We start from the raw sequence: 23,366 nt of genomic DNA on the forward strand, positions 1-23,366 counted from the left end.
AGTTGCGGTGGCACGGCTTAGGGCGTATTGTCGATGGGCCCAAATCTTTGCCAAACCGGTTGCGAACGGCAGTTTGGCGGGGTTTCACTATAAGGCCGTCTGAACGCGATTTCAAGCGGTATTATTTTTTGCTGCACCGCCTCATCTGCCTCCCGGTATAGAAAAAAACCGATTCGCTATATAATGCCGCCCTAACTTTTTCAAAACGCCCCACCATGTCCGAACTGTTCGCCCCTGCCGCCGTTTCCGTATCCGAATTGAACGCCCTAGCCAAAAGCCTGCTGGAAGAAAACCTGTTCGGCCTGTGGGTGGCGGGCGAAGTATCCAATCTCACCCGCGCAGCCAGCGGACATTATTATTTTTCGCTGAAAGACAGCCGCGCACAGGTGCGTTGCGCCATGTTTAAAGGCACGGCGGCGAAACTGCCCGCCCCGCTGAAAGAAGGCGACCACATCGAGCTGACCGGCCGTATCGGCATTTATGAGGCACGCGGCGAATTTCAGATTACTGTTAACGAAGTGCGGCTAAAAGGCTTGGGGCAACTGTATGAAGCCTATGAAAAACTGAAAGCAAAATTGCAGGCCGAAGGGGTATTTGCGGCGGAACGCAAAAAGCCGCTGCCCACCCATCCGCGTGTTATCGGCATTGTAACCAGCTTGGCGGCCGCTGCCCTGCGCGATGTGGTGTCCACCCTGAAACGGCGTGCGCCGGAAATCCCCGTTATTATTTATCCTACCGCCGTACAGGGTTCAGGCAGCGAATTGCAGATTGCCCAAGCCATTCAAACGGCCGGCCAACGCAATGAAGCCGATGTGTTGATTGTATGCCGCGGCGGCGGCAGCATTGAAGATTTATGGTCATTTAACGAAGAGGCCGTGGTACGCGCCATCGAAGGCTGCCCGATTCCGGTAGTCAGCGGTGTCGGACATGAAACCGATTTCACGCTGGCCGACTTCGTTGCCGACGTACGCGCCCCCACGCCCACCGGGGCGGCCGAGCTGGTCAGCCCCAACCGCTTGGAATCACTGCACAAACTGGCGCAGGCACAAGGCCGTCTGAAAACCGCTTTGCAGCAACGTTATTACGATGCCAGCCAGAAAACCGACTGGTTCGCCCGCCAAATCCGCCACCCTCAACAGAAATTGAACGAGCAGCGCACCCAACTGCACACACTGGCGCAATCGATGCGCTTTGCCATGCAAAACAGCCACCGTTTCCACGCTCAACGGTTGGCCCGCCAACAGCAGCAACTGGCCTACCTGCGCCCCAATACTTCCGGCGCTGCGCGTAATGTGCAAAGTTTTCAGACAGCCTTAAAGCAGCATTGGCACAACCTGCTCGCCAACCGGCGGCAACTGTTGGAAAAACAGGCCGCCCTGCTCGAAGCGGTATCGCCGCAGCATATTCTCGAACGCGGCTTTTCGGTGGTGAAAAACAGCCGCGGCCAAGTGATCCGCAGCGCAGCGGTGTTGAAACAGGGGCAGAAGCTGCACATCACGTTTGCCGACGGTGAAACCGATGTACGCGTTACCAGTGAAACGGCACAGCCGGATTTGTTTGATTATTCGTAAATCTGTTCATTGTTTCGAAAAAATAGAGATATTCGGGCCAAGCCCGGGTATGACGACGGCTGGATATTTCAGACGGCCTGAAACTTTTGCAAGTCGTCGAGGCCGTCTGAAACTTCCAATTATCGTCATCAGCTTCGCAAGCCTACCGCACAACGGAAATGCAAAAACCAAGCCCTTCGGATATTCCGAAGGGCTTGGAAAATATGGCACGCCCACGGGGAATCGAACCCCGGTTACCGCCGTGAAAGGGCGATGTCCTAACCGCTAGACGATGGGCGCGGATAAAATAATTTGTGGCGCACCCGGAGCGATTCGAACGCCCGACCCTCTGGTTCGTAGCCAGATACTCTATCCAACTGAGCTACGGGTGCGTGCTTCACCGCTTCGTGTTTGCCGTGAATCAAGAACGCGAATAATATGGCAACACGGTTTGTTTGTCCAGCGTTTTTTCTAAAAAAAAATCTATTTTTTTGATTTTATATCGAATTTAATTTGCTTCAATAAAAGTTTTTCAGACGGCCCCAACTGTAGCTTGAGGCCGTCTGAAAACTTTTTAATATTCCACCGTCCAGCTTACGCTTTCTCCGCCCCGCATCGGCACCAGCGCATCACCGTTGCCGAACGGCACTTTGGGTGCAACCTGCTGGGGGCGTTTCACCAGCGTGATGGTGCGCTGATTTTCGGGCAGGCCGTAGAAGCGGGCGCCGTTTTTCGAGGCGAAGGCTTCGAGTTTGTTTAACGCGCCGGCGTTTTCAAAAATTTCGGCGTATAGCTCGATGGCGGTGGCGGCGCTGAACATGCCCGCGCAACCGCAGGCGTTTTCTTTGGCGGATTGGGCGTGCGGCGCGGAATCGGTGCCCAAAAAGAATTTGTGCGATTTTTCGCCGGTTACGGCCGCCACCAATGCCTTGCGGTGGCTTTCGCGCTTGAGCACGGGCAGGCAGTAGTGGTGCGGGCGCACGCCGCCCACCAGCAAATCGTTGCGGTTGAGCAGCAGGTGCTGCGGGGTAACGCTGGCGGCTACGTTGTCGCCCGCCTCCATAACCAGGCGGGCGGCGTCGGCGGTGGTGATGTGTTCGAACACCACTTTCAGGCCGGGCACTTTTTCCAACACGGGCTTCATCACGCGCTCGATAAACACCGCTTCGCGGTCGAAAATGTCGATTTCGGGGTCGGTAACTTCGCCGTGTACCAGAAACAGAATGTTCTGCGCGGCCATTTCTTCCAAAACGGGAATCAGTTTGAACAAGTCGGTTACGCCCGAATCGGAATTGGTGGTGGCGCCTGCGGGATAGAGTTTGAACGCGACAATACCGGCGGCTTTGGCTTCGCGCACAAGCTCGGGCGTGGATTTGTCGGTGAGATAGAGCGTCATCAGCGGCTCGAACGTGCTGGCCTCGGGCAGGGCGGCCAGAATGCGCTGCTTATAGGCCAGCGCGTCGGCCACGCTGACTACCGGCGGTTTCAGGTTGGGCATAATCACGGCGCGCCCCATCTGGCGGGCGGTAAACGGCAGCACGGCTTTGAGGGCTTCGCCGTCGCGCAGGTGCAGGTGCATATCGTCGGGCTGGATTATCGTTAGGGTTTGCATACTCTTCCTTTGCTTTATAGTGAATGAACACAAAAATCTACGGCGTTGGCCCACCTTGTACCTTTTTGTGTCCGTTTGCCATATTCAATCAAACTAATCATCGGCATCAGGCCGTCTGAAACTTTTTCAGACGGCCTGATGCCGTTACGGATTCACAACCGGGTTTAACCCCAGCGGTCGGCGGCTGAGATGGAGCGCCAGTTGCGCGGGCACATGCCCGGAAGGCGATGTGTTGGCAGTCAGCAGGATTTCTTCGCTGCTGCCGGAATCCAAACGGGCATAAACCAATTGGCGGAACGGAAACGGCGAGGAAACGCTGTTTTCCGAACGGAACCGCGCCGCCGCCCCTTCCCCGCCCTGCTCTGCCATCGCCACAAAATCGCGGCGGGCGGCGGCTTCGTCGGCAACGGCGGTTTTAACGCTGCACGAAGCGGGCGCGGTGCTGAGGTAAAACACGGCACCGTTGTGCTCTGTTTGCCACACGGCTTGCACGTCCGGCTCCATCATGCCCGCCGGCAGTTTTTTCACGGCTTCGGCACTTAAAGGCTGCAAGTTGTGCTGCCGCGCCCATGCCGCCGTGCGCTGCGCATTGCCGCCGTGCGCGACACAGCCTTGTGCAAACAGCCGCACGGCTTCGGCGGAATAAGCGGCCGCCTGCTCCGGCGCAACGCCGCTCTGCCCGCAGGCGGCCAGCAAAACCGCAAACACGGGCGGCAGCAGGCGGAAAACAACGGTGTTCATTTCAGACGGCCTTATTTGTGTTTGACAACCAGCTTGAACACGCCGCCGGATTCGGAAGATTCCAGCAGCACATGGCCGGTTTGGCGGCAAAAGGCGGCGAAATCGTCGGGCGCGCCGCCGTCGGTGGCCAATACGGTAAGAATGTCTTCGGCCTGCATCTGCGCCAGCGCTTTTTTAGCGCGCAGAATCGGCAGCGGGCATTTCAATCCGGTTACGTCTAAAGTTTGTGCGTTCATAATGGGAAACTTGTTTTCGGTCGGGCATTATTATACGCCGCACAAGGTGTTTGCTTAAACTTTAATAGCGGCTTAAATTCAAAATAGGACAGGGCGCCAAGCCGCAGGCGGTACAGGCGGTACGGCAAGGCGGGGCAACGCTGCACGTGTTGAATTTAAACCACTATAAATATCGGATTTAAGCCAGCTCGGCCAGCCAGTTGCGCGGCTTTAAAAAGTCGTTCAAACGCGCTTCGGGCGAGCCTGCTTCAGGCGTATAGGCATATTCGAAACGCACCAGCGGCGGCATCGACATCAAAATGCTCTCCGTGCGCCCGCCGCTTTGCAGGCCGAACAGCGTGCCCCTGTCCCACACCAGATTAAACTCCACATAACGGCCCCGGCGGTAAAGCTGGAAATTGCGCTCGCGCTCACCGAATGCCGTATGCTTGCGGCGCGCCACAATCGGCAGATAGGCTTTTATGTAGCCTTCGCCGACGGCGCGGATAAAGTTCAGGCAGGTGTCGAACGGCCAGCGGTTCAAATCGTCGAAAAACAAGCCGCCCACACCGCGTGTTTCGCCCCGGTGTTTCAGATAAAAATATTCGTCGCACCATTGTTTGTATTGCGGATAAACTTCGCCGCCGAACGGAGCGCACACGGCGGCTGCGGTTCGGTGCCAATGCAGAATATCCTCTTCAAACGGATAAAACGGCGTTAAATCGAAGCCGCCGCCGAACCACCACACCGGCTCCCTGCCTTCAGGATAAGCAATAAAAAAGCGCACGTTGGCATGGCTGGTGGGCACATAGGGATTTTTCGGGTGAATCACCAGCGACACGCCCGCCGCCTCAAACGGCGCGCCCGCCAGCTCGGGGCGGTGGGCGGTGGCCGAAGCAGGCATGGCGCTGCCTTTCACGTGCGAAAAATTCACCCCCGCCTGCTCGAATACCGCGCCGTTTTTCATCACCCTGCTCTCGCCCGTACCGAGCTTGCTCTGCCAGCGGTCTGCAATAAAACGCGCCCCGCCGTCTTCTTCTTCGAGCGCCGCGCAGATTTGGTGTTGCAGGTTTTGCAACAAGGGCAATACCGATTCCGTGTGCATGATGGTTCCTTAAATTATTTTCAGACGGCCTATTATAGCGGTGAAGGCGCATCCGCCACAAAGCGGGCAGGTTTTAAGCATTCCGCTTCCGGCCACCTTTCCGGCCTGCCCCGCTCCGGCCGGAAACAGCACAAAAACGCCCGCAAACGGCGGTTTTAAGCGGGAGTTATGATTGTAGTTGCCTGTAATTTTGCCTTGACTACACCGCACTACAACGCGGTATAATCCGCGTTTTCCGCAGCAGCGTTTCAGACGGCCTGCATATTTTCCAACACCGCTATTCACAAAAGGACTAAAAAATGGGCATTAAGATTGCCATCAACGGCTACGGCCGCATCGGACGACAAGTATTGCGCGCAATCTATGATTACAAACTGGAAAAACAACTCGAAGTCGTGGCGGTAAACGCCAGCGGCAGCCTCGAAACCAATGCCCATCTCACCAAGTTCGACACCGTTCACGGCCGCTTTGCCGCCGATGTTTCCTACGATGAAAACCACCTGATTATCAACGGCCGCAAAATCCCATTCTTTTCCACCCGCAACCCCGCCGAACTGCCGTGGGAACTCTTGGGTGTGGATTTGGTGATGGAATGCACCGGCGCGTTTACCAGCAAAGCCGCCGCCAAAGTCCATCTCGAATCGGGTGCAAAAAAAGTGCTGATTTCGGCACCTGCCGACGAAGACGTTGACGCCACCGTGGTTTACGGCGTAAACCATGATGTGCTCACGCCCGAAATGACCGTGGTTTCCAACGCATCGTGCACCACCAACTGCCTGGCTCCCGTTGCCAAAGCCCTGCACGAAGGCATCGGCATCAACAAAGGCCTGATGACCACCATCCACGCCCTCACCAACGACCAAACCGTTACCGACGTGCGCCACAAAGACCTGCGCCGCGCCCGCAGCGGCGTGGAAAACATGATTCCCACCAAAACCGGCGCGGCCAAAGCGGTGGGCTTGGTGCTGCCCGAATTGAAAGGCCGTTTGGACGGCCTGGCCATCCGCGTGCCCACGGTAAACGTTTCTTTGGTTGATTTGAGTTTCGAAGCAGGCCGCGACACCAGCGTGGCGGAAATCAACAGCATCGTGAAAGCCGCTTCCGAAGGCGCGATGAAAGGCGTGCTCGGTTACAACACCCTGCCGCTGGTTTCTATGGATTTCAACCACACCACCCAAGCCAGCAATTTCGACAGCACGCTCACCAAAGTAACTGCGGGCAATATGGTGAAAGTGTTCTCGTGGTACGACAACGAATGGGGCTTCAGCTGCCAGATGCTCAACACCGCCCGCGCGATGTTCGGCCTGGAAGTAACCCCTTTCGAGTGAACGCATTTCTCAGCCACTATAAAAAAACCTTGCGGTATTTCCGCAAGGTTTTTTTATTTGAAGGTTGAGACCTTTGAACATCCGCAATGTTTTTTTCAAACGGCCAAAAACCTTTACAAGCTGAGACCTTTGCAAAAAATATTTTCAGGCCGAGGCCTTTGCAAAATTAAAAACCCATCACAAAAAATTTATTTCCCGTCATTCCCGCGCAGGCGGGAATCCAGTCGTTTTTTTTCATAAGTTATTGAAATAAAATACTTGATAATTTTAAGGCTGGATTCCCGCCTGCGCGGGAATGACGGAATCTAAGTATTTCAGACGGCCTTAAGTATTTTTGTAAAGACCTCAGGCCGTCTGAAAACAAACCCGAAAGAAAAACGGCATACCCGAAAGTATGCCGTTTGTTTGGCGGTGCTCAATCAGACTGCTGTATTTGGCAGTGGTTTGTGTGTCAGTCCTCTTGCGCCCCGGTTTGCAGATAATTGGGCAAGCCCACGCCGGCAATCAGCTCCTGCTGGGTTTCCAGCCAGTCGATATGCTCTTCGTTGGTGTCTTTCAGCTTTTCGAGCAAATCGCGCGAAACATAATCCTGCTTCTCTTCGCACAATGCAATCGCTTCCACCAGCGCGGCGTGTTTTTCCTGCTCTTTGGTCAAATCGCACTGAATGATTTCTTCGGTGCTCTCGCCGATTAACAGCTTACCCAAATCTTGCAGGTTGGGCAGCCCTTCGAGCAGCAAAACGCGCTCGATGATATCGTCGGCGGCTTTCATTTCCACGATAGACTGTTTGTAGAAATGTTCGCCCAACTCTTCCAAACCCCAGTTTTTCAAAATGCGGGCGTGCAGAAAATATTGGTTGATGGTAACCAGCAGCAAGCCCAAGTTTTTGTTTAACTCGCGGATAACCAAACGGTCGCCTTGCATGATAATCTCCTTTCAGACGGCCTGTTACAGCTGGCTTTGCAGGTAGTTTTGGATACCCACCAAATCAATCAGGCGCAACTGCTGCTCGAGCCAGTGGGCGTGATCCTCTTCGGTGTCTTTCAATTGCGCCACCATCAGTTCGCGGGTAACGTAGTCCTGCTTTTCTTCGCACAACTTGATGCCTTTTTTCAGCGCTGCTTGAACTTCCAGCTCGGTGTTCAAGTCGGCTTTGAGCATGGCCACCACGTCGGCGCCCACATTGATTTTGGCCGGAACCATATTGGGCGTGCCGCCCAGCATCAGAATGCGGCGGATAAACGCCTCGGCGTGGCCGGTTTCGTCTTCCATTTCATGACCGATGCGCTCGAACAGTTTGTTGTAGCCCCATTCGGCATACATACGCGAGTGGATGAAATATTGGTCGCGCGCGGCCAATTCGCCTGCCAGCAACTCGTTCATATAATCAATAACAGCTTTATCGCCTTGCATGATGTGTCCTTTCGTTTGTGTTTCGGTTTGTGTATCTGCTTGATTCAAATTGTAGGCAACAAACCCGATTTATACAAACTTTCCATTTAAAATACAAACAATTATCAAAGATAATGCCACAGCCGTAAAACCGATTAAAAAATTAACGGCTTGTTTCCTTTTGATTTTTGTTGCGTCTAATATTGATAATTTATTGCAATACGATTTTTTATTTACAAAATTTAACCACAACAAGCCGGCCGAAGTGCAACAAAAGCATCCCGTCCCGGTTCGTTCAAACCCGGATTTTTCTTTTTACCTTTTATTTTCAAACAGGTTATAAATTTTTTCTTTTCATTCACTAATATTATTTATCACTCCGGCCACACAAACAACCGCACGGAATCCGGCAAATAGCGTGTTATAATGCACGGTTATTTTTTAGCTATCAGGCTGTTTGAACCATGAAACAAATCCGCAATATCGCCATCATCGCCCACGTCGACCACGGCAAAACCACGCTGGTCGACCAACTTTTGCGCCAATCCGGCACCTTCCGCGCCAACCAGCAGGTTGACGAGCGAGTGATGGACAGCAACGACCTCGAAAAAGAACGCGGCATCACCATTCTCGCCAAAAACACCGCCATCGAATACGAAGGCTATCACATCAACATCGTCGACACCCCCGGACACGCCGACTTCGGCGGCGAGGTGGAGCGCGTGTTGGGCATGGTTGATTGCGTGGTGCTGCTGGTCGATGCCCAAGAAGGCCCGATGCCGCAAACCCGCTTCGTTACCAAAAAAGCCTTGGCGCTCGGCCTGCGCCCGATTGTGGTGATCAACAAAATCGACAAACCTTCCGCCCGCCCGAGCTGGGTAATCGACCAAACTTTCGAACTGTTCGACAAACTCGGCGCCACCGACGAACAGCTCGACTTCCCCATCGTTTACGCATCCGGCCTTTCCGGCTTTGCCAAACTGGAAGAGGGCGACGAGAGCAGCGACATGCGTCCGCTGTTTGAAACCATTCTGAAACACACCCCGCCCCCTTCCGGCAGCGCCGACGAAACCCTGCAACTGCAAATTTCGCAGCTCGACTACGACAACTACACCGGCCGCCTCGGCATCGGCCGCATTCTCAACGGCCGCATCAAACCCGGCCAGGTGGTTGCCGTGATGAACCACGAAAAACAGGTGGCGCAAGGCCGCATCAACCAACTGCTGGGCTTCAAGGGCCTCGAGCGCGTGCCGCTGGAAGAAGCCGAAGCCGGCGACATCGTGATTATTTCCGGCCTCGACGACATCGGCATCGGCGTAACCATTTCCGATAAAGACAACCCCGTCGGCCTGCCCATGCTCAGCGTGGACGAACCTACTTTAACGATGGACTTTATGGTCAACACCAGCCCCTTGGCCGGCACCGAAGGCAAATTCGTTACCTCGCGCCAAATCCGCGACCGCCTCAACAAAGAGCTGCTTACCAACGTGGCCCTGCGCGTGGAAGACACCGCAGACGCCGATATTTTCCGCGTGTCCGGCCGCGGCGAGCTGCACCTGACCATCCTGTTGGAAAACATGCGCCGCGAAGGCTACGAATTGGCCGTGGGCAAACCGCGCGTGGTGTTCCGCGAAATCGACGGTCAAAAATGCGAACCTTATGAAAACCTCACCGTCGACGTGCCCGACGACAACCAAGGCGCGGTGATGGAAGAACTCGGCCGCCGCCGCGGCGAATTAACCAATATGGAAAGCGACGGCCACGGCCGCACCCGCCTCGAATACCACATTCCCGCCCGCGGCCTGATCGGTTTCCAAGGCGAATTCATGACGCTCACCCGCGGTGTCGGCCTGATGAGCCACGTTTTCGACGACTACGCCCCCGTGAAGCCCGATATGCCCGGCCGCCACAACGGCGTGCTGGTATCGCAAGAGCAAGGCGAAGCCGTCGCCTACGCGCTGTGGAACCTTGAAGACCGCGGCCGTATGTTCGTATCGCCCGGCGAAAAAATCTACGAAGGCATGATTATCGGCATCCACAGCCGCGACAACGACTTGGTGGTCAACCCCTTAAAAGGCAAAAAGCTCACCAACGTGCGCGCCAGCGGCACCGACGAAGCCGTGCGCCTGACCACGCCCATCAAGCTCACGCTGGAGAGCGCGGTCGAGTTTATCGACGACGACGAGTTGGTGGAAATCACCCCGCAATCCATCCGCCTGCGCAAGCGCTATTTGCAGGAACACGAGCGCCGCAAGCATTTTAAAAAGCTGGATTAAACCAGCGGTTTGATTGAAGCCGTTTAAAGCAGCAGGCCGTCTGAAAATGTTTTTTCAGACGGCCTGAGACCTTTGCAAAATAACCAATTCAAACCTGAAAACGTTCGTATCCCGTCATTCCCGCGCAGGCGGGAATCCAGCCTTAAAACCATCAAGTATTTTATTTCAATAACTTATGAAAAAACGACTGGATTCCCGCCTGCGCGGGAATGACGATAATCGGATGTTTCAGACGGCCTAAAAGAATTTTGCAAAGGTCTCGGCCTGAAACTTTTGCAACACCTAAGGGCCGTCGATACAACCATCGTCATACTCGGGCTTGACCCGAGTATCTGCTATTTCTTTCGAAACAATAAAATACTCGGATCAAGCCCGAGCATAACGAAACTTTTTGCCAAATAATTGGTTGGACTGCCGCGGCAGCCGAAAACCTACCCCGTATCGGAAAATATTTATCGGCTATATACTGTTTACCCTTTCCACACACGAGGCCGTCTGAAAAATGCACACACCCGATTGCGCCATACTCGGCATGGGTTATCTGGGCAGGCCGCTGGCCGAAAAAATGTTTGAGGGCGGCAGCCGCGTATCGGCGCTCAAACGAAGAATCACTTCCGACGACATCAACCTGCCGGTAAACCTGCACGCTGCCGATTTAAACGATGAGCGGGTTTTTCAGGCGGATTTCTGGCAAACATGGGCAGACAAATCCGTGTGGTTCTGCCTGCTGCCGCCTTCCGCCGTGGCCGACTACCCCGCCGTACTGGCGGGCTGGCTGCAACTTGCGCGGCATTTCGACATCGGCCATATCGTTTATGCAAGCAGCACTTCGGTTTATGGCGACGCCGTGCGCGAATGCGGCGAACACACCCCACCCGACCCGCAAACCGAAAGCGCCCGCAAATATAAGGCGGCGCGAACTTTAGCACCTTTTCGGAAAATCTTTGACACCTAGTTAGGCCGCGCTATAAGGTGGAACTTTGATACCGCCCGCCGTTTAGGCGGGTTAATCTATTTTATAAATCATATTGTCCTGATACTCGATGCCTTTGCCCATCTTGGCATCTAGTGAAACGATATTGTAGCCGCTGAAGCGCCGGTATTTGTCCGGTTCGCACTCTTGCAAAAATTGGAAGTAGTCCAGCGCCTCGCTACGGGTGGAGCTAAATAGGATAAACGGTGGGCGCATATACTGAATCATACGCAGGAAGCTAACCATATTAAAGTATTTATCAGCGGCATACGCACCCTGAGCAGTGGACACATAAGGCGGGTCTAATACCAGCAGAGTATTGGGGTTATGCTAATGCTCAGCCATCAAAAGATTATAGTCTTGCTGGGTGATTTCGAGGCCGTCTAAATAGTCGGCAGCGATGGAGTATGGGGATTGGCGTACCTTATTGTAAAACTCAAACCCCAGCAATTGTTCAAGCGAATTTGCTTGTTTGGCACTAAATAAAAGCCATGATGAAAGTACGCGCACATCAATGTGGCCTTGGAAATTAGTGATTGTTTGTTGCACCGATCGGGTACGTTCAGGGTCTAGCCTTGAGCCTTTGGGGATGCCGCCAACTATCTGCGCGATTTGTTCACGCAAACGGTTGTAATCTGGGATGTGCCGCAGGCGGTCTGAGTAGTTGTCATAGTCGTTGTAAATTACCCGCGCCTGTGGTTTGATACGTTTTGCAACGTGTGCCAACAAGCCGCTTCCGCCGAATACGTCTACAATTGTCCAATGTTTGCCGTCAGCTGGAATTTGCGACAATACTTTAGTGAAGTGTTTAATGAAATATCGCTTTTGTCCGACGAATGGCAGGGGAGCCGTTGAGTGGTATTTTTGCATCATTTTACTTACTCTCCGACACTCTCGCTGGTGTTCTGAAATCAGTTTAAAATGATGCTCGACGGCATTCTTAGTAATGGTTGTCTAGCTGAAAGTATTAACCGTTTTACAACGGTTACACTTGATTTGTACGTTACCGCTGCCTTTGGCCAACAGTTTTTTGCAGTAGGTACAACGTAATTCACGATAATAAACCATGTCGCATTAACTCCGTTTAGGTTAGAATTACCGCCGCCTAGCTAGGCAAAGCGGCCTTGAAGTCAATGCAGGGGACATCTGCTTGACTGGCGTGTCGGTGCTCGCAACACAGACACGTCGCCGCTCCTCTTTATTTAAAACTTTCTAAATTACTTTATTCTCTCCATTTTCTCAGACAGCCTATTTTTAGTTAATGCCGCAGCATACAGGGTTTGCGGGGTGTACCGGTGCGGGCTGGTGCAGCCTATTACATATGCGCACCATTCGCTGCAAAACCAGCGGCTTTTGCTGTGTGGTGATTTGAGTACCACGCCAATCGCACCTAGCCAGTCGTAACCTGCCCCGTGTGTACGGCGGAATAAGCGGCTTACTGACAGTGCAACCGCCGGCGGCAGTTCGATTAAATCCCATTTGTCGGCAGGCAGAGGCATGGTTTTAACGCGCACCCCGCCGTCTCTCGCGCTGGACGAATAACAATCAAACAGGCCGTCGCGCGGATGCTCTACCGCGATTTCGCAATGGCTGTAAGGGCTGCGGGTTACAGTGCGTACAACCCAGTCTGCGATTCGTGCCGCCCAAACTTTGACACCTCGCCCGTCTTTCCGTCCCTTGTACATAGCCAGATAGACTTTGCTCATTTCAGACAGCCTCCAGTGCGGTAAATGTGATCACAATCTTATCCAGCGCAGCCTGCGTCTTGGCAGTTTCGATTTTACTTTGCAGCGCCTGACGCTGTCCCGCGATATGTGCTGTCAGCTTTTCGTAGGCCAACGTTTTACGCAGCGCGGCGGCCTTGAGCTTGTCTGCATCAATGCCGCGGCTTGCCGCGATTTGGTCTAACACCGGGGTAAGGGCGTTTTTATCCGCTGCCCATGCCGTCGCTTCTGCCGCTTGAATTGTCCACATCCGCACCTCGAAATCCGGCACTTTATCGGTCTCGGCAGCTCGGTCGATATAGGCTTGGGCAGCAGCGTTAAGCTGTTGCAGCTTGTCAGCCTTGTAGGCCTTGAGTTGCTGAGCAGCCACGCTATCGGGCAAAATCCATTTGCCGTTTTGCAAAATATGCAAATACGACGGCGGCGGGGTGGTTGCTTTATAAGCCTGCTGCCCGTCTGACCAAAAAAAACCATCAATACCATCACCAGGCAAAACAAAATAACCGTCCCCAACTTCTGAAGGCGCTTTTTCGCAAATCAGCTCACAATGCCCAAAATTGTTAAAAATCATGTACATAATCAAATCCTTAAACAATCACCCAATTATTATTCCGACGCACCCTCACCGTGCCGGTAAGTTTGTCGATAATCGTCGAGCCGTTTTTAGCCTCCGGTGAGTAACCTATCCAAGGTATCCGAGCATTGTAGTAAGCGTCGCCCTTACCCGGAATAACTGGAGTGGCACCGCTGGCCAAGCCGTTTTCATAGTCAAAGTCAAAGTATAGGTTTTCATACTCTATTGCGTCTGCGGTGCGGATCGCGGCCATACCACCACGCAGGTTAACACCTGTAAAAATAACGTTTTTTACCGTTCCGCTGCCCGTTACTTCAGATGCAGTGTTGACATCAAAAAAGACAACAGGGGCGTTTTGATTATGGCTGTTTTGATAGCTCCCACCATTGACAAATAGGCCATCAAGCAGACCATCCCATCCCGGGAACTGGTTATAAACGGCAGACACGACACGGATACCCTGCCGCTGGAAATCTCTCATCAAACCGCCGTTTAAAGATATATTGGTAACAGATTCGATTGACACTGCATCCCAACAGGCGTATTGCCCATTGCGGTTTTTTCCGAGCGTACACCCGTTAAGAGTTACGCCGTCCACCACCGAAAATAAATAACCAGCAAAATTACCAGCACCGCCTCCAGCCATGTTCACATCCTCAACATGGCAGCCAGTGAATTTAAAGTTTTTATGCCGATGACCTGCCGCGCTAGTTGCACCCAACACCTTAAATCCACATCCCCCGCTTGACTTACCACCGTGATTCCCCGACATCTTTGACGTACACGCTACAAACGACACATCCCTAATACCGAGCTGGCCGCCGAAACGGTAGCTATGCTCGGCAGCGTCTGAAACTAACCAATTGGAAAAAGTCAAATCATGAGAGGCATAGTCGCCGCTGATGCTTTCGACAAGCAGGCCGTTCTGACCGGGTGCACCTTCCGCGTTTGGCGATTTTTCAGATATTCTGGCACCGTTAAAATTGCAGTTTCCAGCGTCGCGCAGATAAACACCAGTTCTATAACACTTAATATTAATGTCTGACACATCGCCATCATCGATGCCAAAAAGCAACAAGGCCGCGTCGTAGTTGACAATATCTACCCCGCTGATTTTTATATTTTTCAGCTTTTTCCCAGTCGATGACTGCACATGCACACCGTAGTTTGAGCCTTTGGTACCCGACTTAAGTACAACCCTGCCTATATCCACGTCACTACCCAGCACCCGCACGCCGCAATCTGTTGCACTACCGGGCGAGCTGACCGACAAAACATCAATCGACACATTGCTATTAATATTGATACACGGCTGTTCAGACGCCGCCATTTTTTTAAACACCGCGCCAGCGGCCGAAATCTGCGAAAACTGCGGAATACTGATTTGAGTAATCCCATAGTTTTTGCCAGCCGCAAAACTAATGGGCTTTTTTTCGGTGGCGCACGCATTTAAGGCCGTTTGAATTTTATCGGTCTCGTCGCTGCCGTTACCTAATATGCCAAAATCGGCAGCATGCAGCTGCTCAGCAACCCGCCGCCAGCGCGTGCCGTCTGTACTTACAATTACCGAGCCACCGTTATCAACGGTGGTTTTATCTTTGTTATCAGCCACAAACACTCCGCCGCCGATGCCGGGAGTGGTATCGTAGTAGCCATTGACATTAACATAACCCGCGCCGCTGTATTGGCGCAGGGCTGCGATGCTGGACACTTGTGAGGCGGCCTCGGCCAAGGTTTTGATGGCGCTCAAAACTTGTTTATGATCTGCCTTATCCGGCTCGATGCCAGCCGCCTGCAAAATGCTAAACAACTCGCCTTGCAATTGATTGAGCCACCAAGCCGGAACAGGCGTACCCGGCGTGCGGCGGTCACCGTCGACAAACCGGTTGTCAGGGGTTTCTATTAAATTCATTTTTATACCTCTTTCGAATATTCAAAGCGGCAGTAAGTCCATGCCGGTTTTAATTCGCTAAACATGGTTTCGATGATGGGGTCGGTGTATACGCTGATGCGGTCGCCTGCACGACCTTGCCCTGCGCGGAAGATATAGGCGGTAGCGTTGCCGTCGGCAATATCGACGCACCAACGCCAAATGGCATCTTCGGTATTTAAACAATCGCCCGCACAGCTTTCTCCCGCGCGGAATTGGTCTTCCTCGTAGATTTTGACCGTATAACCCGCAGATTCTGCGATGGCGGTAAAGTAGGCGATGCTCAAACCACCAAGTGCATTAAGTTTGGCCAACACGGCATCGGTGCGTTGTTGGGTGTTCGCTCCGGCAGGAGGGATAATCGCCAACAATTCTTCCCAGCGGTATAAGTAATCATTGTCTTCACCTGGAAAGGGTGCTTCACCAATGCCCTGTGCGCGGGCTTGTGCATGATCAAACACAGCTGCTTCTGCCCGTATTTCAGCCGCTTCGGCTGCTGCGTCGTAGCTGACAGGCGGGCGTAATGCGGATAGCAGGTCTTGATAACTCACGACGTGTACTCCACCGTGATGCTGCCCGGTCGAATCCAATAAATATCATTGCCGCTTTCAGACGGCCTGATATTGCCCGCGGGCGCGGTCAACACCCGGTCGATAACACCGTGTACTTCGCTAATCAGCGTTTCAAGCTGACTTTTGATTAAGGTATCTCCCGGCTTGAGCGTACCGAAATAAGCATTAACGGCAGACTTAATAGCAACGGTTGACGCATCTTTGTCCGCATTGGCTGTCAAGGTAACAGTAACCGCCACATCAGCCGCCTGAATGGTGGGTGCGAGGGCTAGAAAGCCGTTTTTACGGGTAACGGGGCGCACGGCATCAACATGGGTTTGCACGGCAGCCAGCGTTTCTTCGCTGGGAATGCCGTTTTCGCCCAAAATCACGGCATCGACAAAGCCGTTGCCACGGCGCAGCGGGTAAATAAAGGCATCAACCACACCAGGCACCTCCAAGCACCAATTACGGAAATCGTATTGGTTACCGCCTGCAGCAGGTCGTCGCAGGCGTTCTTCATAGCGCGCCAACAAGCTTTCGTCGGTTTCGGCATCGGTGCCGCCGACCATTTCCAGCAGCACGGCGGTGCCGTCTACACCGGCAGGTACACTCTGCAACACGGCGCTGGTTTGTGTGGCTTGGTTTTGGTTGCTACCCGCCGCCGCGGCCATCACAGGCACATCGACGCTGCCATCTGCGCCGATTACAGCAGCGGCAACGGTTAAATACACTTGCTCGCCGACATTGATTTGCTGACCTATCGGAACTGTGGCGCCGATTGCACCGTTAATCCGCACTTTGCCGGCTGCGAAAGTAGCAGCCTTACGGTAAATGCCGTATTTTGCAGCGTGCTTTTCCAAAAAGGCTGAATCCGCCGTATCGGCAAAAGCTTGGCGCAAAATCCACTCTTGATGTTGGTATTGACCTTCCCCTACTGCGGCAATGGCGGTGGCACGCACATGGTTGTCGCTGCCCGCGTGTACGTGGGCGGCGGGGTTTTGGTTTTGCAGGTCGCGCAGATATTTGGCGCGGATTTGCTCTAAATTAAGCGCTTGCGTCATATCACGGCCACCTTGTGTATAAGGGTTACGGTATCGCCTGCGGCATCGACGGCTTCAATGTGCAATTTCAGCCAGCCGTGCTGCAGCGCAGATGCGGTTACTTGGATGGATTGGGCACGTTTAAACTTAACCACAGGCTGCAATGCCTGCTCGGCATACTGCTTGGCCAACACGGCTATGCGCGGCAAATGTTTTTGGCGGCGCAATTCGTGCAGGCGGCTGCCGAGCGTACGGTCTGCCCAGTAACTGCCCAAGGGCGTAACCAAGCGGATATACAGCTCGTTTTCGATGGATTGGGCGGATTGGTTGACCATATAGCCGCCCGTTTGGGGATTAAGTAAAGCGTCCATACCTGTATTTTCAGATAAGGACGCTTGGATGTTGGTTTGATGGATGTCAGGCGTGATGCCTGTCTGAAAGACTTTACACCACCTCGCCTGTTTCGCTGCCGTTGGTTTCGGTGTGTTTGTGGTCTGAACCCACATTCTTGCCGTTATTCACCAGCTTGCCGGTGGTTGTCACATCTCCCACCAGTTTGACATCGCCGGTAAAGCTGGCACCGCTGCCGCCTTGTACGGCCATGCCGCCGTTGCCGTTGATTTGACCTTCTGCAGTTACCTGTGCCGAACATTTCACATTATTGGCGGTAATATTCACGCCGCTCGGTGCTTTGATATTCAGCGTTTCGCAGTCGATTTCGATAATACGGCCTTTCTTTAACACTATTTGAGCACCATCAGCGTTATAAACCGCCGTTTCGCCTTCCGATAAGCCCGTGATGCGGTAGTCTCCGTTGGTGGTGGTAACGATAATGCCGTGACTGGTTTTGCCGCCCAGCGGCACCACCACGCAATCGCTGCCGGCGGGCGGGTGGCTGGTGAAGCCGAAGTTTTCGGCGTGTTCCAAATCCTGTACGGTTTCGCCTTCCAATCCTTCCACTTGGATTTTCTGCACGCCGCCTCCCGATTTCACACGAGCGATTTTGCCGCGAAAGGCTTGGCGCACACCGTTAAAAGCCTGTCTGATACGTTTATCGATGGTTTTAATATCCATTTAAATAACCTGTAACTCCTGCTTGGGCTTCTTGGCTTGGCGGCGTTTTTTCGGCTTGGCCGTTGCTTGGCCGTTGGCCTTGCGGTTTTCAGACGGCCTTTTCGCCTTGCCTGATTTTTTCGGCGGGTCGGCATCCAATACCCATGCGCCGTCTTCTTTCAGGGTAAGCACGGTTTCAGTGGGTTGGCCGCGCCCACCTGTAAACGTGCGCGCCATCAGAAAATACACTGCATCGATGCCGTCCGGTTCGCTCAATACGTTGATACGCTGGCCGGGCTGCCATAAAGTGCCGTTATCGGTGCGGTGGCCTTGCACGGTTGCGGTAATGGTTAAGCCCGCCAGCCTGCTGTCCGCCAGCCGCTTTTTGGCTTTGCGCTGCGCTTCCGCCTGGCTGTCGATGTCCGGCTCGGTCACAATCAAGGGGCGGTGCAGCTTCAAGGAATCGTCTTTAGCCGTAGCTTTGATGTTGTTTTTACCGCTGTGGCTTTGCGCCAATACGGTAACCTCGCTGTAGCGCGCCGCCATATCGCGGCTCACTTCCAGCCGCTTGATGTTGTTGTTTTGGCCGTTGCTGCGCAAAACCAGCTCGGCTACCGGTTCGGCGGTGTAATCGGGGCCGCCTACCACCAGCGTGCCGTCCGGCTCCAGCCACGGCCATAGGCCGTTGGCATCGGCGTACTCCAGTAGCGCATCCCACGCGCGGCAGCTCGGCTCGATCTGCACTTTGTGGGCTTTGTCGGTTTTGGCGGCATCAATACAGATTTTGACCAAGCCCAAAGGCTTAACGATTTTCTCAATGATTTGGTGTAAATCCATATCCTGCGCGTTAAACAGCGGCGCGGAACAGTCCAGTAACACGCCTGCATCATCGCGGCCTTGTATCATTAGGGTTTTATGACCCTTTTCGGTAATGGTTTGCACGCGGTCGATCCGCCCGCTCAATACCGTATCATTACCAACGCGCACTTCTACTTTATCACCCGGTTGTACCGCATCGGGTTTGGCATCAACAGGCCGCCCGAGCGTTACTGAAAAATCATCGGCGGGCGTGAGCAGATCGGAAACAATATCGTAATCCGTCCATTGACCGTGCGTTTTACCGTTAATCAGCAGGGTAACGGTGTTATCGGGCGTAGGCATTGAGCACCTCCCCTTTGGCGATAAAATTCGGATGACGGATATGCGGATTTAGGCGCAATAATTCGGCAAAGCGGCTGTAATCGCCATACCACTCAAAAGCCAGCAGATGCAGGCCGGTATCACGGGTAACGGTTTTCTGCACCAACGGCGGGCGCAGATTGATCACCGAACATGCCTGTTTTTGCAGTTTGTGCGCCGTATCGCGCAAGCTTTCGGTAAGTGCGGCGGCAGTTTCCAAATAAGGCGTTTTCGGCAACAACCCCGCAGCCTCAATGCGCCGATACACATCATCGGCACTGTCGGCAGGTGTTTGGTAGAGCCGCAGCAGGCAGTAGGCCAACTGGTCGGCTTTAACCTCATCGGAAAGCATCATGGCCAAGATACGCTGGGCGGCCAAAGCACGCTGCAAAGCGGCGCGGGTGTCGGCTAACAAGCGCGAGATTTCCACGGGTGTTAAAGTCGGGCCGTCTAACTGCACCGCTAAAATATCGGCGGCCTGCTCGGCCAAAGCACATGCGCCCACAGTGGCAGTAAGCGCGGTTAAAGCAGCCACATCTTCGGGCTTGGCGCGCTGAATCAAATCCACGGCTGCCGCACTGCCTTCCGTTCCGCGGCTGACATGCCACGGCGTCGCGGCGGCTTTGGACACGCCGCCCACCATATCGCGCCAGCCGTCCAGCCCGCTCTTGCCGACATTGTGCATATTGGCCAACGCCCCGAACACCGATTGCAGCTCCGCCATTAATACGTGCGGGCTGTCGAGTAGGTTTAAACTGCCTTTAAACACGCCGTTAACCTGCCCGTATAGTACGCCCACAGCAATCAACACCGTGCCGTGAAAGGCATTCCAACGGCTTTGCGCTTTTTTTATTTTGCTTAAGGCCGTCTGAAATACCTCAAACCCCTGCCAAGCGGCCACATCAGCCAAGAAGTCTACCTCGTCGGCCAACGCCACCGGCAAATCGCGGTCAAAAAACGGCGCAGCTTTGACACTTTGCTTAAACGTCATCCGCACCGTGCAGTAATCGGGGCTTTCCTCGTTGTGCGCCACCTCAAAATCCGCCACCACACAGTCGGGCACGCTGCCGTAAATCGGGTGGATCAATTCGCCCGCGCCCGTTTCGCGCAATACGTTCAGCAGGTTTTGCAGGCGGCCTTCGTAATCTTCACCCCACAATACGGCGGTCAAAGCCATATCCATCGCAGATACGCCCGTATCTTCGATGTCCGCGCCCTGTACGAACGGGTATTCGTGTTCCGCCAGCGCGTGGGTGCCGCGCAGTGTGTCGTCGATGACGTCAAAGGTAACGCCCTTGAAGCTCGCATCCAGTAAAGTGTCTTTCCAAGCCATTAATTTTTCCTACTGTTGCGTTCTACCGCCTGATTCACATAGGCCATAATGTTGCCGTTTTGCACGGTAACGGTAATCGGAATCGGCTTGCCTGCCGCCGCCTGCATTTGTGCGGCAGCAGCCGTCATCTGTGCCGCCGCGCCGGTAATCTGCGCTGTTGCCGCCTGATTCTCCGCCGCAGCCTGCACATACTGCTGGCTTGCCTGCTGGTTGGTTTGTGCAGATTGGTTAAGCTGCGCCATACTCTCTTTTAAAACAGGGCTGTCGAGCGGAGCATTGTTGCCGCCCAGTTCTTCACGTTTGCGCAGATATTCGGCTTTCGCCCCCGCTGAAAAATCAGGCAGGATACTTTCCAGCCAAGACGATAATTTAGCAAACGGTTTTGACCATTCCGCATATTTGTCGCGCTGCCCCGCCAAATGGGTTGCCCCGCCCATTACGGCCAACGGTGCCGCACCGAGCGCGACGGGTCCTAGCGAGGAGGCCGAGGGCATCAGACGGCCCGCCTGTAAGGTTCTGCTGCTTCCACCGAACAGTTTGGAAAGCAGGCCGCCGCCCCCAAACATAGAGCTTGTACCGGCCGCCGCCGATGCAGCCGCCGCGCCGTATCCTACCTGCGTGGCGGTTTGCGCCTGTTCGGGATGCCCGCGCATCCATTGTGCGGCCGACTGCATCCAGCCTCCGATGCGGTCGCTGAATTTTTCAAATGCGCCATATTCGGCTTCTGATTTGGCGAGGGAGAATTGGGATTTTTTAAACCCCGAACCTTCGGCGACGAATCCGTATGCACCGTCCACCGCACCCGCCGCATTTGTCTGGCCTACTTGCAGGCGGGTGAGTTCCTGTTTGTTGTTGACCAATGCCAGCAATGCCATCAATGCCTGACGGTCGGAAACCAGCTTCCCGATGGCAGTGCCGTCTACCAAGGCCTTTTGGTTTTCCAGCAAAGCCAGCTTGGCTTCATCGCCTTGCGCGGCATTAATCTGTTTCATCAGAGCGGCGGACTTCTTATCCTTGGCCGTGATTTCTCCGACAATGTCCACCAGCGCATCAAGCGAGTTCATGCCTGCTGCCTGCCGTTTGTTCATGCTGGCGGTGAAATCGAAACCTTCTTTGCCGTTGATGGTAATTTTTTTGGCTTTGGTCACAATATCCTGACTGTTGATTTTTGCCAGCAGGTTGACTAGGTTGTTCCCAGCTTCATCGGTATTGCCCGCGGTCATAAACGACAATTGGTTGGCATTGAGCAGGCTGGAAAAATTATCCAGCGTCGCGCCCATACCGGCGTTTTTCATTGCAGCCAACTGCTGCGGCAGCCAGCGCGACATGTCTTTCAATTCAAAACCGCCGTCCGCGCCCGATTGCAACGCACGGTCAAGCAGCGACGGAATATCCGCCTCTTTAAACCCCGCCTGCAACGCCTTGGTTACGATGTTGGCAATATCGTTTCCTTCCGTATTGGCGGCGGTGGCGGTTTTCATAACGGTCGGCAGCAGTTTTTTCACGGCTTCGTCGCTCATCGCTCCGCTGGCCACCATTGTATTCATGGCTTCCAAAGCGGTATCACGCGTCGTTCCGCCTACATAGGCGGCATCCATGACCGATTTCTTAATTTCCGCCATACCTGCGCGCTTCTCGGCCATACTCTTGCCTGCATACATGGTATTGGCGGCATGACGCAATGATGTGTCAAAGTCCATCGTCCGGTTGACCGGCTGCGCCAACACATAAGCCCCTGCCGCCGCACCCGCCGCCACGCCGGCCACACCGCGCCCGATTGTCCGGACTCCCGAACCTATACGTTGCAAACGGCTTGCACCGCCGTTGATTTCGGCAGTCAGCTCGCGTACGCGGCTGCGCGTTACCTGTGCAGCCCTCGCCAGTTCGCGTTGCGAAGCCATGCCGCTTTTGGCCAAACGGTTGTAAGCCGCCTGCGTTTGTTGGATTTCACGGCGGATTTGGTGTTCAGTACGGATGCCCAAACGGGCGGTAGCGCTGTACATCTCTTGATGTTTCAGCTTGACCGCTGCGGCTTTCTGCAACTGCCGGCTGCCTGTTTTTTCCGCTTCTGCCGCCAAACGGCGGAGGCCGGGCGTGGCGTTGTCCTTAAACTTAGCAACCAGTTCTACACTATGCTGGCTCATTTTTTCTTACGCTTGCTGATAAAGGTTTGGGTCTGCCCGCCCGTGGCGGCGGATGGTTTGACGTTCGCAGGAATAAACCACGGCATCACTACCGGCGCGGCGCGGCCGCGCTCGATTAAGTCGGCCTGTTTTAACCAGCCTTCCAGTTCGGGTTGGGTCATGCCGTCGATTTGGGCGGGCGTGATGCCGTATCGGCCGAGTTTTAAGACGGCGTATCGGTAACGGTCGGCGCGGGGTGCGGGCAAAGCCGCTTTTTTTGCAGCAGCTCTTGCGCCCAGTACAGCGCGTCAAAGTCAGCAGCAGCCATCTCATCAAGCAGCAAATCAGGTGTCAAAGATTCGGCTGTTAAGCCACCCAATTTATCCAGTGACGCGGCATAGGCGGCCACCAGCCGCGGCTGGCCTTCAAGTTGCGGATCAATTGCCATGTCCTCGCGCACGGTTAAAAGGTGCATGGAAAAATCATGGTGCATTTCGCCGTCAATCACACCAATGCCGTATTTCAGACGGCCGGTAACGGTTTTCAGGTCGGGAGAAATGCGCAATTCGTAATCTTCGATGGCGCGGGTGAGTTCGGGGGGAAATTCAGACATAAAAAAGCCCTTAAACGGTGGTTAAACCTTGTATAAATCAAGGCTTAATT

25 protein-coding genes and 2 tRNA genes are annotated in these 23,366 nt (G+C 54.0%); 4 read left to right on the forward strand and 23 right to left on the reverse strand.

From position 1 onward, the window contains the following. The first annotated feature begins 215 nt into the window (after nt 1-215). Nucleotides 216-1,571: an exodeoxyribonuclease VII large subunit gene (xseA, locus tag NQ012_RS02110; RefSeq protein WP_257065875.1), complete on the forward strand. Its 1,356-nt coding sequence runs from the start codon at nt 216-218 to the stop codon at nt 1,569-1,571. 204 nt (nt 1,572-1,775) lie between these two features. On the opposite strand, the gene NQ012_RS02115 is transcribed toward xseA, so the two are convergent. The 6 genes from NQ012_RS02115 to hemF form a co-directional block, all read right to left on the reverse strand. Beyond that, a tRNA-Glu gene (locus NQ012_RS02115) sits at nt 1,776-1,850 on the reverse strand. A 15-nt stretch (nt 1,851-1,865) separates the two neighbouring features. Beyond that, nucleotides 1,866-1,942: transfer RNA gene (locus NQ012_RS02120), tRNA-Arg, on the reverse strand. A gap of 182 nt (nt 1,943-2,124) precedes the next feature. Next, entirely contained in the window at nt 2,125-3,162 is a 1,038-nt protein-coding gene (gene pyrC / locus NQ012_RS02125; protein ID WP_257065876.1) for a dihydroorotase, read from the reverse strand. 144 nt (nt 3,163-3,306) lie between these two features. After that, complete coding sequence (locus NQ012_RS02130; protein ID WP_257065878.1) at nt 3,307-3,903, reverse strand: NMCC_0638 family (lipo)protein; 597 nt, start codon at nt 3,901-3,903, stop codon at nt 3,307-3,309. An 11-nt stretch (nt 3,904-3,914) separates the two neighbouring features. After that, complete coding sequence (locus NQ012_RS02135) at nt 3,915-4,139, reverse strand: sulfurtransferase TusA family protein (RefSeq protein WP_085364758.1); 225 nt, start codon at nt 4,137-4,139, stop codon at nt 3,915-3,917. A 178-nt stretch (nt 4,140-4,317) separates the two neighbouring features. Further along, nucleotides 4,318-5,223, reverse strand: coding sequence for an oxygen-dependent coproporphyrinogen oxidase (gene hemF, locus NQ012_RS02140; protein ID WP_257065881.1), 906 nt, complete (start codon nt 5,221-5,223; stop codon nt 4,318-4,320). A 299-nt stretch (nt 5,224-5,522) separates the two neighbouring features. Here hemF and gap point away from each other — a divergent pair, with 299 nt between their 5' ends. Then, nucleotides 5,523-6,551 carry a type I glyceraldehyde-3-phosphate dehydrogenase gene (gene gap, locus NQ012_RS02145; RefSeq protein WP_085365542.1) on the forward strand — a complete coding sequence of 343 codons (1,029 nt, stop codon included), beginning with the start codon at nt 5,523-5,525 and terminating at the stop codon, nt 6,549-6,551. Between the two features lie 451 nt (nt 6,552-7,002). Here gap and bfr (NQ012_RS02150) read toward each other — a convergent pair whose 3' ends face one another. Together bfr (NQ012_RS02150) and bfr (NQ012_RS02155) are read right to left on the reverse strand one after the other, a co-directional pair. Further along, nucleotides 7,003-7,476: a bacterioferritin gene (gene bfr, locus NQ012_RS02150; protein ID WP_257065884.1), complete on the reverse strand. Its 474-nt coding sequence runs from the start codon at nt 7,474-7,476 to the stop codon at nt 7,003-7,005. 24 nt (nt 7,477-7,500) lie between these two features. Further along, nucleotides 7,501-7,965, reverse strand: coding sequence for a bacterioferritin (bfr, locus tag NQ012_RS02155; protein WP_257065886.1), 465 nt, complete (start codon nt 7,963-7,965; stop codon nt 7,501-7,503). A gap of 443 nt (nt 7,966-8,408) precedes the next feature. On the opposite strand from bfr (NQ012_RS02155), the gene typA reads away from it, so the two are divergent. After that, the gene (gene typA, locus NQ012_RS02160) at nt 8,409-10,220 is read left to right on the forward strand and encodes a translational GTPase TypA (protein WP_257065888.1); all 1,812 of its coding nucleotides are present in this window, start codon (nt 8,409-8,411) and stop codon (nt 10,218-10,220) included. A 502-nt stretch (nt 10,221-10,722) separates the two neighbouring features. Next, nucleotides 10,723-11,175: a hypothetical protein gene (locus NQ012_RS02165; protein WP_257065890.1), complete on the forward strand. Its 453-nt coding sequence runs from the start codon at nt 10,723-10,725 to the stop codon at nt 11,173-11,175. A 51-nt stretch (nt 11,176-11,226) separates the two neighbouring features. On the opposite strand, the gene NQ012_RS02170 is transcribed toward NQ012_RS02165, so the two are convergent. The 15 genes from NQ012_RS02170 to NQ012_RS02240 form a co-directional block, all read right to left on the reverse strand. Then, nucleotides 11,227-11,484: a hypothetical protein gene (locus NQ012_RS02170; RefSeq protein ID WP_257065892.1), complete on the reverse strand. Its 258-nt coding sequence runs from the start codon at nt 11,482-11,484 to the stop codon at nt 11,227-11,229. Nucleotides 11,485-11,523: 39 nt separating this feature from the next. Beyond that, nucleotides 11,524-12,066, reverse strand: a complete 543-nt coding sequence (locus NQ012_RS02175) for a hypothetical protein (protein ID WP_257065894.1) — start codon at nt 12,064-12,066, stop codon at nt 11,524-11,526. A gap of 81 nt (nt 12,067-12,147) precedes the next feature. Further along, nucleotides 12,148-12,261, reverse strand: a complete 114-nt coding sequence (locus NQ012_RS02180; protein WP_082815492.1) for a zinc finger domain-containing protein — start codon at nt 12,259-12,261, stop codon at nt 12,148-12,150. 149 nt (nt 12,262-12,410) lie between these two features. Beyond that, nucleotides 12,411-12,899: a hypothetical protein gene (locus NQ012_RS02185; protein ID WP_257065898.1), complete on the reverse strand. Its 489-nt coding sequence runs from the start codon at nt 12,897-12,899 to the stop codon at nt 12,411-12,413. A 1-nt stretch (nt 12,900) separates the two neighbouring features. Then, nucleotides 12,901-13,494, reverse strand: coding sequence for a hypothetical protein (locus tag NQ012_RS02190; protein WP_257065899.1), 594 nt, complete (start codon nt 13,492-13,494; stop codon nt 12,901-12,903). 10 nt (nt 13,495-13,504) lie between these two features. After that, entirely contained in the window at nt 13,505-15,403 is a 1,899-nt protein-coding gene (locus tag NQ012_RS02195) for a hypothetical protein (protein ID WP_257065901.1), read from the reverse strand. 2 nt (nt 15,404-15,405) lie between these two features. Beyond that, on the reverse strand, nt 15,406-15,972 hold the full coding sequence (locus NQ012_RS02200; protein WP_257065904.1) for a YmfQ family protein: 567 nt from the start codon (nt 15,970-15,972) through the stop codon (nt 15,406-15,408). After that, nucleotides 15,969-17,036, reverse strand: a complete 1,068-nt coding sequence (locus NQ012_RS02205; RefSeq protein ID WP_257065905.1) for a baseplate J/gp47 family protein — start codon at nt 17,034-17,036, stop codon at nt 15,969-15,971. Before NQ012_RS02205 ends, NQ012_RS02200 begins: the two co-directional genes overlap by 4 nt. After that, entirely contained in the window at nt 17,033-17,386 is a 354-nt protein-coding gene (locus tag NQ012_RS02210; protein ID WP_257065907.1) for a phage GP46 family protein, read from the reverse strand. The genes NQ012_RS02205 and NQ012_RS02210 overlap by 4 nt, the downstream gene beginning before the upstream one ends. Nucleotides 17,387-17,459: 73 nt before the next feature. Then, nucleotides 17,460-18,089 (reverse strand): phage baseplate assembly protein V, encoded by a 630-nt coding sequence (locus tag NQ012_RS02215; protein ID WP_257065908.1) that lies wholly within the window; start codon nt 18,087-18,089, stop codon nt 17,460-17,462. After that, complete coding sequence (locus NQ012_RS02220; RefSeq protein WP_257065910.1) at nt 18,090-19,229, reverse strand: phage baseplate assembly protein; 1,140 nt, start codon at nt 19,227-19,229, stop codon at nt 18,090-18,092. It abuts the gene before it with no gap. Next, nucleotides 19,213-20,580 carry a DNA circularization protein gene (locus tag NQ012_RS02225; protein WP_257065912.1) on the reverse strand — a complete coding sequence of 456 codons (1,368 nt, stop codon included), beginning with the start codon at nt 20,578-20,580 and terminating at the stop codon, nt 19,213-19,215. Before NQ012_RS02225 ends, NQ012_RS02220 begins: the two co-directional genes overlap by 17 nt. Further along, nucleotides 20,580-22,724 (reverse strand): phage tail tape measure protein, encoded by a 2,145-nt coding sequence (locus NQ012_RS02230; RefSeq protein ID WP_257065914.1) that lies wholly within the window; start codon nt 22,722-22,724, stop codon nt 20,580-20,582. Before NQ012_RS02230 ends, NQ012_RS02225 begins: the two co-directional genes overlap by 1 nt. Then, a complete protein-coding gene (locus tag NQ012_RS02235; RefSeq protein WP_002212743.1) occupies nt 22,721-22,969 on the reverse strand; it encodes a hypothetical protein in 249 nt (82 codons plus the stop codon). The genes NQ012_RS02230 and NQ012_RS02235 overlap by 4 nt, the downstream gene beginning before the upstream one ends. Continuing rightward, a complete protein-coding gene (locus NQ012_RS02240; RefSeq protein ID WP_257065917.1) occupies nt 22,927-23,316 on the reverse strand; it encodes a hypothetical protein in 390 nt (129 codons plus the stop codon). The genes NQ012_RS02235 and NQ012_RS02240 overlap by 43 nt, the downstream gene beginning before the upstream one ends. Nucleotides 23,317-23,366 lie beyond the last annotated feature (50 nt).

It is taken from the genome of Neisseria dentiae (assembly GCF_024580525.1).
GTDB classification, from domain to species: domain Bacteria; phylum Pseudomonadota; class Gammaproteobacteria; order Burkholderiales; family Neisseriaceae; genus Neisseria; species Neisseria dentiae_A.

What these genes read in the sequence shown, in the direction of transcription:
- NQ012_RS02165 (WP_257065890.1), top strand. Translation starts at nt 10,723, where the DNA reads ATGCACACACCCGATTGCGCCATACTCGGCATGGGTTATCTGGGCAGG.
- bfr (WP_257065886.1), bottom strand. Translation starts at nt 7,965, where the DNA reads ATGCAAGGCGATAAAGCTGTTATTGATTATATGAACGAGTTGCTGGCA.
- pyrC (WP_257065876.1), bottom strand. Translation starts at nt 3,162, where the DNA reads ATGCAAACCCTAACGATAATCCAGCCCGACGATATGCACCTGCACCTG.
- NQ012_RS02215 (WP_257065908.1), bottom strand. Translation starts at nt 18,089, where the DNA reads ATGGATATTAAAACCATCGATAAACGTATCAGACAGGCTTTTAACGGT.
- NQ012_RS02225 (WP_257065912.1), bottom strand. Translation starts at nt 20,580, where the DNA reads ATGGCTTGGAAAGACACTTTACTGGATGCGAGCTTCAAGGGCGTTACC.
- NQ012_RS02180 (WP_082815492.1), bottom strand. Translation starts at nt 12,261, where the DNA reads ATGGTTTATTATCGTGAATTACGTTGTACCTACTGCAAAAAACTGTTG.
- NQ012_RS02230 (WP_257065914.1), bottom strand. Translation starts at nt 22,724, where the DNA reads ATGAGCCAGCATAGTGTAGAACTGGTTGCTAAGTTTAAGGACAACGCC.
- NQ012_RS02205 (WP_257065905.1), bottom strand. Translation starts at nt 17,036, where the DNA reads ATGACGCAAGCGCTTAATTTAGAGCAAATCCGCGCCAAATATCTGCGC.
- NQ012_RS02130 (WP_257065878.1), bottom strand. Translation starts at nt 3,903, where the DNA reads ATGAACACCGTTGTTTTCCGCCTGCTGCCGCCCGTGTTTGCGGTTTTG.
- typA (WP_257065888.1), top strand. Translation starts at nt 8,409, where the DNA reads ATGAAACAAATCCGCAATATCGCCATCATCGCCCACGTCGACCACGGC.
- gap (WP_085365542.1), top strand. Translation starts at nt 5,523, where the DNA reads ATGGGCATTAAGATTGCCATCAACGGCTACGGCCGCATCGGACGACAA.
- NQ012_RS02210 (WP_257065907.1), bottom strand. Translation starts at nt 17,386, where the DNA reads ATGGACGCTTTACTTAATCCCCAAACGGGCGGCTATATGGTCAACCAA.
- NQ012_RS02195 (WP_257065901.1), bottom strand. Translation starts at nt 15,403, where the DNA reads ATGAATTTAATAGAAACCCCTGACAACCGGTTTGTCGACGGTGACCGC.
- NQ012_RS02220 (WP_257065910.1), bottom strand. Translation starts at nt 19,229, where the DNA reads ATGCCTACGCCCGATAACACCGTTACCCTGCTGATTAACGGTAAAACG.
- NQ012_RS02185 (WP_257065898.1), bottom strand. Translation starts at nt 12,899, where the DNA reads ATGAGCAAAGTCTATCTGGCTATGTACAAGGGACGGAAAGACGGGCGA.
- NQ012_RS02135 (WP_085364758.1), bottom strand. Translation starts at nt 4,139, where the DNA reads ATGAACGCACAAACTTTAGACGTAACCGGATTGAAATGCCCGCTGCCG.
- bfr (WP_257065884.1), bottom strand. Translation starts at nt 7,476, where the DNA reads ATGCAAGGCGACCGTTTGGTTATCCGCGAGTTAAACAAAAACTTGGGC.
- xseA (WP_257065875.1), top strand. Translation starts at nt 216, where the DNA reads ATGTCCGAACTGTTCGCCCCTGCCGCCGTTTCCGTATCCGAATTGAAC.
- NQ012_RS02175 (WP_257065894.1), bottom strand. Translation starts at nt 12,066, where the DNA reads ATGATGCAAAAATACCACTCAACGGCTCCCCTGCCATTCGTCGGACAA.
- NQ012_RS02240 (WP_257065917.1), bottom strand. Translation starts at nt 23,316, where the DNA reads ATGTCTGAATTTCCCCCCGAACTCACCCGCGCCATCGAAGATTACGAA.
- hemF (WP_257065881.1), bottom strand. Translation starts at nt 5,223, where the DNA reads ATGCACACGGAATCGGTATTGCCCTTGTTGCAAAACCTGCAACACCAA.
- NQ012_RS02190 (WP_257065899.1), bottom strand. Translation starts at nt 13,494, where the DNA reads ATGTACATGATTTTTAACAATTTTGGGCATTGTGAGCTGATTTGCGAA.